The sequence below is a fragment of the Azohydromonas lata NBRC 102462 genome, from assembly GCF_001571085.1.
GTDB classification, from domain to species: domain Bacteria; phylum Pseudomonadota; class Gammaproteobacteria; order Burkholderiales; family Burkholderiaceae_C; genus Azohydromonas; species Azohydromonas lata.
Map to the genome: position 1 here is coordinate 1 of NZ_BCTC01000181.1, position 7,377 is coordinate 7,377.

8 protein-coding genes are annotated in these 7,377 nt (G+C 71.3%); 5 read left to right on the plus strand and 3 right to left on the minus strand.

Features of this window, described 5'->3' with window-relative positions:
* Positions 1-199: 199 nt before the first annotated feature.
* The 3 genes from ALA01S_RS29775 to ALA01S_RS29785 are packed head-to-tail and all read right to left on the minus strand — an operon-like array spanning position 200 to position 2,653.
* Positions 200-1,621, minus strand: coding sequence for a sensor histidine kinase (locus ALA01S_RS29775; protein WP_066343159.1), 1,422 nt, complete (start codon positions 1,619-1,621; stop codon positions 200-202).
* Complete coding sequence (locus ALA01S_RS29780; protein ID WP_066343160.1) at positions 1,621-2,283, minus strand: response regulator; 663 nt, start codon at positions 2,281-2,283, stop codon at positions 1,621-1,623. Before ALA01S_RS29780 ends, ALA01S_RS29775 begins: the two co-directional genes overlap by 1 nt.
* A gap of 28 nt (positions 2,284-2,311) precedes the next feature.
* Positions 2,312-2,653, minus strand: a complete 342-nt coding sequence (locus ALA01S_RS29785) for a PepSY domain-containing protein (protein ID WP_238456014.1) — start codon at positions 2,651-2,653, stop codon at positions 2,312-2,314.
* Positions 2,654-2,830: 177 nt separating this feature from the next.
* On the opposite strand from ALA01S_RS29785, the gene ALA01S_RS29790 reads away from it, so the two are divergent.
* The 5 genes from ALA01S_RS29790 to ALA01S_RS29810 form a co-directional block, all read left to right on the plus strand.
* Positions 2,831-3,253, plus strand: coding sequence for a DUF1924 domain-containing protein (locus tag ALA01S_RS29790; RefSeq protein WP_066343166.1), 423 nt, complete (start codon positions 2,831-2,833; stop codon positions 3,251-3,253).
* 32 nt (positions 3,254-3,285) lie between these two features.
* On the plus strand, positions 3,286-3,825 hold the full coding sequence (locus tag ALA01S_RS29795) for a diheme cytochrome c (protein WP_066343167.1): 540 nt from the start codon (positions 3,286-3,288) through the stop codon (positions 3,823-3,825).
* A gap of 16 nt (positions 3,826-3,841) precedes the next feature.
* Positions 3,842-4,576, plus strand: coding sequence for a cytochrome b/b6 domain-containing protein (locus ALA01S_RS29800; protein WP_066343168.1), 735 nt, complete (start codon positions 3,842-3,844; stop codon positions 4,574-4,576).
* A gap of 42 nt (positions 4,577-4,618) precedes the next feature.
* Complete coding sequence (locus ALA01S_RS29805) at positions 4,619-4,783, plus strand: rubredoxin (protein WP_066343170.1); 165 nt, start codon at positions 4,619-4,621, stop codon at positions 4,781-4,783.
* An 84-nt stretch (positions 4,784-4,867) separates the two neighbouring features.
* Positions 4,868-7,377: cation-translocating P-type ATPase (locus ALA01S_RS29810; protein ID WP_066343178.1), on the plus strand; the 2,510-nt coding region annotated here is incomplete at its 3' end.

Genomic DNA, 7,377 nt, shown 5'->3' on the forward strand with positions numbered 1-7,377 from the left:
GCCCGTGGCCAAGGGCTGATGCCGCGCGGGCGTCGGCGCGGGTCCGGCCAGGGCCCGCGGTGGCGTCCGCTCGCCGCGTGGCAGTTTCATGGCAGGCAACGCGTCATGAACCGAGCCGTGTCACGCACGATGCAACGCGGGGCGCTGTACGCCGGGCTTCAGAGGCGCTGTGCCAGCTAAGCGATCGTGGCGTCCGGAATCACTGGACTTCCATAGATGCCGCCATGGGCAGCAGCAGCGCCGCCTTGAGCCCGCCCAACTCGCCACGGGAAAGCGACAGCTCCCCGCCGTAGAGGCCGCAAAGCTCGTGCACGATCGCCAGACCCAGGCCACTGCCCGGGGTGGTCTCGTCCAGGCGGCTGCCGCGTACCAGGGCCTGCGCCTGCTGCTTCTCGGCAATGCCGTGCCCGTCGTCCTCGATGACTACCCGCAGCCGCGGCGCGCCGGCGGCTTGCGCCGCCGTGGCCGAGATGCGGACCGTGCTGCGGGCCCACTTGCAGGCGTTGTCCAGCAGGTTGCCCAGCATCTCCTGCAGATCCTGCGTTTCGCCGGCAAAGGCCAGCCCGGGCGGCACGGCCTCGGTTTCCAAGCGCAAGCCGCGCTCGCCGTGCACGCGCGACATCACACGCACCAGCCCGGCCACGATGGGTGCCACTTCGGCGCGCATGCCCGGCACGCCCTGCGCGGCGGCAGCACGCGATCTGGCCAGGTGCCAGTGCACATGGCGCCGTGCGACCTCGACCTGCTCTGCCACCAGCCGCGGCAGGGCGACCAGCTCATCCGGGTGTTGCCGAGCCGAGCCCGCGGCCTGCGCCATCGCCGCCAGTGGCGTCTTGATGGCGTGCGCCAGATTGCCGGCCTGCGTGCGGGCCCGCGCCACAACCTCGGCATTGCGCTCCAGCACGCTGTTGAAGTCGTCCACCAGCGGCTGTACTTCCAGCGGAAAGCGCCCGTGGAGTCGTTGTTCGCGGCCCTCTCGCACGGCTGCCAAGGCCTGCTGCAGTGCCTTCAAGGGCGCCAGGCCTACGGCGACCTGGGCGGTTGCGGCCAGCAGCAGCAGCCCCAGCAGCGCCGTCAGCGACAAGGCCAGCATGCCGTTGAAGCGCTCGATGGCTTGCGAGGTTTCATGACGGTCCGCCGCGACCAGCAGCCGCCACGCGCCCGTGCCACCGGCCGCGATGCGCACCGTGCGCTCGACCAGCAGCAGCGTTGCGCCTCCCGGACCGGCGACCTCGTGCACGTGCACCCCGCCGTCAGCCAGCTGGTCGGCCGGAGCCTGCAGCTCGGCGTCCCACAGCGAGCGGGAACGCAGCACGCCGCGGCGCGGCGCGGCGCCGCCTATCTGGTCCACCTGCCAGTACAGCCCGGAGTAAGGCCGAGTCCAGCGTGGGTCGCTCAGGACGGCGGGATCCAGGCTCGGCCGTCCCTGTGCGTCCAGTTCGAAGCGGGCCGTGACCTGGTCGAGTTCGGCCGTCAGCGCCACGGTGAACTGCCGCGTGACATGCTCGCTGAACAGCCCGGACAGCACCCATCCCGCCATCACCACCGCCACCGCCACCGCCACGAAGGTGGCCGCCAGCAGCCGCCAGCGCAGCGAACGCAGCCATGCGGAGCGCCGCATCACGCCGCGGACATGAGCCGGTAGCCCAGGCCGCGCACGGTCTCGATGGCCGTGGGCGGCAGCTTGCGGCGCAGCCGGCCGATGAAGACCTCGATGGTGTTGGAGTCGCGGTCGAAGTCCTGCGCGTACAGGTGCTCGGTGAGCTCGGTGCGCGACACCACCTGGCCCGGGCGGTGCATCAGGTAGGCCAGCAGCCGGTACTCATGGGAGGTCAGGTTCACCGGCTGGCCGGCGACGGTGACGCGGCCGCTGCGCGTGTCCAGCGCCAGCGCGCCGCATTGCAGCAGCGGGGAGGCCAGTCCCTGCGCGCGGCGGATGAGGGCGCGCATGCGGGCCAGCAGCTCCTCCATGTGGAAAGGCTTGGCCAGGTAGTCGTCGGCACCGGCGTCGATGCCGGCGACCTTCTCGTGCCAGCTGTCGCGCGCGGTGAGGATGAGCACGGGCATGGTCCGGCCGCCCGCGCGCCAGCGCTGCAGCACCGTCAGGCCGTCGAGCACGGGCAGGCCGAGGTCGAGCACGACGGCGTCAAAAGCTCCGGTCTCACCCAGGTGCTGGGCGTCGCGGCCGTTGTCGGCTTCGTCCACGGCGTAGCCCGCTTCCTGCAGTCCGGCGCGCAGCTGGGCACGCAACGTGGACTCGTCCTCCACCAGCAAGATTCTCATTCGTGTTGGCCCAGGTTCATGGCGAAGCTCAGCGCGACGGGTTTTCGCTTTTGCGCTCGCCCTTGCGCCGCTGCTTCAGCACGGCGGCGGTGCGGGCATCGACGTCAAGCTTCACGACCTGGCCGCCCGGCTGCAGCAACTTGACTTCGTAGACCCAGCGGCCGTCCTCGCGCTCCAGCTCCAGTTCCAGCACCTGCCCCGGCCAGGACGGCTGCAGCCGGCTCAGCAACTCGGACAGGGGCAGCACCTCGCCTGCCTGGACGGCGGCACGGGCGCGCTCGTGGTCGCCGTCATCGGCATGGGCTGCCTGCACCACGGCCAGCCACGCCGCCCCGGCCAGCAGCAGCCCGGCTCCAGCGATGCGGGCCAAGGCGCCGCGCCTGCGGCGCCGGATCGCTGTCGGGTGGGAAGGGCGAGGGCTCGTCATGCGACCAGTCTGGGGTGTCTTTCCTGAACGACGGATGAACGACCGATTCAGCTTTGCTTCACGCGGGCTTCCCAAGAATGCCTCCAACACCTGCCATCCCAACCCCATGAGGAGCCCGCGATGAACGTGCCGCTGATCTGGATCAAGCATTTGCGCGCCGTGCCGCTGGCGGCGGCGCTGGCCATGGTGGCTGCCAGCACATGGGCTGGCGACACCACGCCGGGGCAGCAGCTCGAACGCTTCAGCGCCCAGGCCGGCGCTGCGGGCCAGGCCGAGCGCGGACGCGTCTTCTTCACCAGCCGCCATGGAGGCGAATGGTCGTGCGCGTCCTGCCACGGCAGCCCGCCGACGGGATCCGGCAAGCATGCCGCCACCGGCAAGGCCATAGAGCCGCTGGCGCCGGCCTTCAACCCGCAAGCCTTCACCGACACCGCACGGGTGGACAAGTGGCTGCGCCGCAACTGCAAGGACGTGGCGCAGCGCGAGTGCTCCGCTGCGGAGAAGGCCGATGTGCTGGCCTACCTCGTCAGCCTCAAGCGCTGAGTCCCTCACCCCCCACCGCCTGGAGCAGCTTCATGCGTACAGAGTTTCATCCACCGCGCGGCCCGTGGCCGCTGACGGGCTGGGCCGCGGCCGGCCTGCTGTCCCTGTCGGCCGCGCTGCCCGCCCAGGCCGGCGAGAAACAGCTTATGCCGGCCAGCGTGCCCAAGGCCTACACGCAGGAGTGCGGCGCCTGCCACACCGCCTACCCGCCCGGCCTGCTGCCGGCCGCGTCATGGCAGCGCCTCATGACAGGGCTGGACCAGCATTTCGGCACCGACGCGTCACTGGACGAGGCCACCGTCAAGCAGCTCGCCACATGGCTGCAGGCCAACGCGGGCACCTACAAGCGCGTGAGGAGCGAGGCCCCGCCGCAGGACCGCATCACCCAGTCGGCGTGGTTCAAGCGCGAGCACCGCGGCATCGACGCTGCCGTCTGGAGCCACGCCAGCGTCAGGAGCGCCGCCAACTGCGCGGCCTGCCACAGCGGCGCCGAGCGCGGCAATTTCAGCGAGCGCGGTCTGCGCTTTCCGGCCGGCCTTGACCTGCGCTACCGAAGCGCCTGGGACGACTGACTTCTTGGGAGCATTCATGGCACACACCGATTCACTGGCCGCTGCGGGCGTGACGGCCCGCCCGGCACCCCCTGGCCGGCGCGTCACGGACGCACCGACGCGCATGTTCCACTGGCTCTTCGCCCTGAGCTTTGCGCTCGGCTGGCTCACCGCGGAGTCCGAGCACTGGCGCGCGCTGCACGTGACGCTGGGCTACACGATGGCCGGCCTGCTGGGCTTTCGCCTGGCGTACGGCCTGGTCGGCCCGCGCCATGCCCGGCTGTCACTGCTGTGGCGCCGGGTCGCCGGCGCGCCGGCATGGCTGCGCGACGTCCTGCGCGGTGGCACGGGCGCGCGTGTCAACTGGGGCCAGGGCCAGAACCTCCTGCTGGCCGGCGCGCTGGCCGCCATGCTGCTGTTGGTCGTGCCGCTGACCTTGAGCGGCCACGCGACCTACAGCGACTGGGGTGGCGAATGGCTGGAGGACCTGCACGAGCTCTTCGCCAACGCCTTCCTGGCCCTCGTGATGGGTCACTTGGCGCTGCTCGCCGTGCTGAGCCTGGTGCGCCGGCGCAACCAGGCGCTGCCCATGCTCACCGGCCGTGTTGCGGGCTCGGGGCCGGACCTGGTGCGCAAGGACCGGCGCTGGCTGGCCGCCCTGCTGCTGCTGGCAGTGCTGGCCTTTGGCGCCTGGCAGTGGCAGGCCTTGCCCAACGGGCTGTTGCCCTCGGCCTCCGTGTTCTCGGGACAGCCGCACGACGGCGGCGACTGATTTTTTCCCGGCCCTGCAAGCCGTTGTTGTCAAGGAGTCAGCATGAAGGTCTACGTCTGCCCCGCCTGCGGCCTGGTCTACGACGAGGCTGCCGGCCTGCCGGAGCACGGCATTCCCGCCGGAACGCCATGGGCGCAAGTGCCCGCGAGCTGGCGCTGTCCCGAGTGCAACGTCGGCAAGCAGGACTTCGTGCCGATGGACCGCTGACGTTGGGCAATGGCCCGGCAAGGGGCGCTCGTGCCTATGCTGCGGCGTTGCACCTACCCAGGGCCCGGCGGGGCCCACGCAGACATGCCCAACGAACTGCCCACGGGCCTTGCGCCCGCTGAAGCCGCCGAACGGCTGCGCCGGGACGGCCCCAACGAGCTTGGCGCCACGCAGCGCCGCGGGCTGGCGGGCATCGTGGGCGAAGTCGTGCGCGAGCCGATGTTCCTGCTGTTGCTGGGGGCCGGCGGCATCTACGCGGTCATGGGCGACATGCGTGAGGCGGTGGTGCTGCTGGGCTTCGTCGTCATCATCATGGCCGTGACGGTGCTGCAGGAGCGCCGTACCGACCGGGCGCTGGACGCGCTGCGCGACCTCTCCAGCCCGCGGGCGCTGGCCCTGCGCGGCGGCAAGGCGGTGCGCATTCCCGGGCGCGAGGTGGTGAAGGGTGACGTGCTGCTGCTGGCCGAAGGCGACCGCATTCCGGCCGACGGCGTGCTGCTGCAGGTGCATGAGCTGGCGGCCGACGAGTCGCTGCTCACCGGAGAGTCCGAGCCCGTGCCCAAGCGGGCGGCAGGCGAACGGGTGTTCGCCGGCACGCTGGTGGTCAGTGGCCAGGGCGGGATGCGCGTCGAGGCCACCGGCAGCCACACCGAGCTCGGCCGCATCGGCGCCTCGCTGCAGGACATCGGTCTGCAGGCCTCACCGTTGCGCGAGGAGGTGGCCCGGCTCACGCGCAGGCTGCTGGCCGTGGGCCTGGCGCTGTGCGCGTTGCTGGTGGCGCTGTTCTGGCTGCTGCGTGGCGACGCCCTGCAGGCGCTGCTGGCCGGCATCACGCTGGCCATGGGTGTGCTGCCCCAGGAGTTCCCGGTCATCATGATCGTGTTCCTGGCCCTGGCCGCACGGCGCCTGGCCGCGCAGCAGGTGCTCACCCGGCGGCTCAATGCCATCGAGACCCTGGGCCAGACCACCGTGCTGGCCGTGGACAAGACCGGCACGCTCACGCTCAACCGCATGGCCATGGCCGCGCTGTCGGTGAACGGGCAGGCGTTTGACGTGCGCGGGATGCGCGACGCCGCGCTGCCGGAAATCTTCCATGAGCTGCTGGAGTACGCCGTGCTGGCCAGCGAGATCGAGCCGCATGACCCGATGGAGCAGGCTTTCCACCGCCTGGCAGCGGCGCAGCTCGCGGGCACCGAGCACCTGCATCCGTCATGGGCGCTGGCACGCGAGTACGAGTTGGCGCCGGAGCTGCTGGCGATGAGCCACCTGTGGCGCGAGCGAGGTCGCAGTGACGACACGGTTGCGGCCAAGGGAGCGCCGGAAGCCATCGCCGAGCTGTGCCACCTGGATGCCGCTGCGCTGGAGGCCGTGCGGGCCGAGGCAGCCGAGCTGGCCGACCAGGGCCTGCGTGTGCTGGCCGTGGCCAAGGCGCGCCACCCGGCGCACCGTGATTGGCCTGCGGTGCAGCATGACTTCGACTTCACGTGGCTGGGATTGGTGGCGCTGGCCGATCCGCTGCGCCCGGAAGTGCCGCAGGCCGTGGCGACCTGCCATCGAGCCGGCATCCGGGTGCTGATGATCACGGGTGATCATCCCCGCACTGCGCAAGCCATCGCCCGCCAGGCCGGTCTGGACGCCAGCCGAGTCATCACCGGCGAGGAGCTGGAGGCGCTCAGCGGCAAGGATCTGGCGCGCGTGGCAGGCGAGGCCAGCGTGTTCGCGCGCATGCGGCCGCGGCAGAAGCTGGCATTGGTCGAGGCGCTCAAGGCGCGCGGCGACGTGGTGGCCATGACCGGCGACGGCGTCAACGACGCTCCGGCGCTTAAAGCGGCCCACATCGGCATCGCGATGGGCCAGCGCGGCACGGACGTGGCCCGCGAGGCGGCATCGCTCGTGCTGCTGCACGATGACTTCGCCTCCATCGTCACGGCCATCCACCGCGGCCGGCGCACCTTCGTCAACCTGCGCCGGGCGCTGACCTACACCGTGGCCGTGCACGTGCCCATCGTCGGCCTGGCGCTGTTGCCGGTGATGCTGGGCTTGCCCGTGGTGCTGGCGCCCATGCACATTGCCTTCCTGGAGCTGGTGATCGACCCGGCGTGCTCGCTGGTGTTCGAGGCGGAACAGGATGGCGACGATTTGATGGGCCAGCCGCCTCGCCGGCGAGCCGAGTCGCTGCTGCCGCTGGGCTCGGTGCTGCAGTCGCTGCTGCAGGGGCTGCTTGCCACGGCCCTGGTCATGGGCCTGTACGCGTGGCTGCAGACCAGCGCCAAGCTGGCGCAGCTGGCACCTGCGGCGGCGTTCACGGCGCTGGTGGCAGCCAATGCCGCACTGATCCTGCCCAGCCGCACCGGTAGCCGCCGCTGGGCTCGGCTGTTCACGGGCTTGAGCGGCGTGAGCCGTCTCGTCGTCGCCGCCACGATCGCGGCGCTGTTCGTCGCCACCGGCGTGCCCGCCGTGGCGTTGCTGTTCGGCTTTGCCGCGCTGCCGCCAGCGTTGTGGCTGGGCTGCGTGGCCGCAGGATTCTCGATGGCCGTTCCTTTCGAGCTGGCGCGGCGCTGGCTGGGCCCGGAGCGCCATGGCGGGCTCGCGCT